This is a genomic window from Aliidiomarina sp. B3213 (assembly GCF_003290085.1).
In the GTDB taxonomy this organism is placed as follows: Bacteria; Pseudomonadota; Gammaproteobacteria; order Enterobacterales; family Alteromonadaceae; genus Aliidiomarina.
In genome coordinates this window covers 1-271 of record NZ_QMKJ01000029.1, presented here as the reverse complement: position 1 = coordinate 271, position 271 = coordinate 1, and the positions used below count along the sequence as shown (strand labels likewise).

1 protein-coding gene is annotated in these 271 nt (G+C 65.3%); it reads left to right on the top strand.

Annotated features, from left to right (window positions below):
* Nucleotides 1-24: 24 nt before the first annotated feature.
* Nucleotides 25-271: histidinol dehydrogenase (locus DQX04_RS12420; RefSeq protein WP_207801121.1), on the top strand; the 247-nt coding region annotated here is incomplete at its 3' end.

Here is a 271-nt window from a genome sequence, read left to right as displayed (position 1 = left end):
CCACGCCCGCCTGAAGGAGGCCTCATGATCACCTATCTCAAACGCGCCACCCCGCGCCCGTCCGAAGAGAACAGTGACCTGCGTGACCAGGTGCGGATCATGCTGGCCCGGATCGAAGCTGAAGGTGAGGAGGCCGTGCGCGACTATGCGCGGCGCCTGGACCATTGGCAGGGCGAAATGATCCTGTCCGAGGAAGACCGCCGCGCCGCCTGCGCCCGTTTGCCCCAGGCGTTGCAGAACGACATCCGCTTTGCGCATGACAACATCCGCC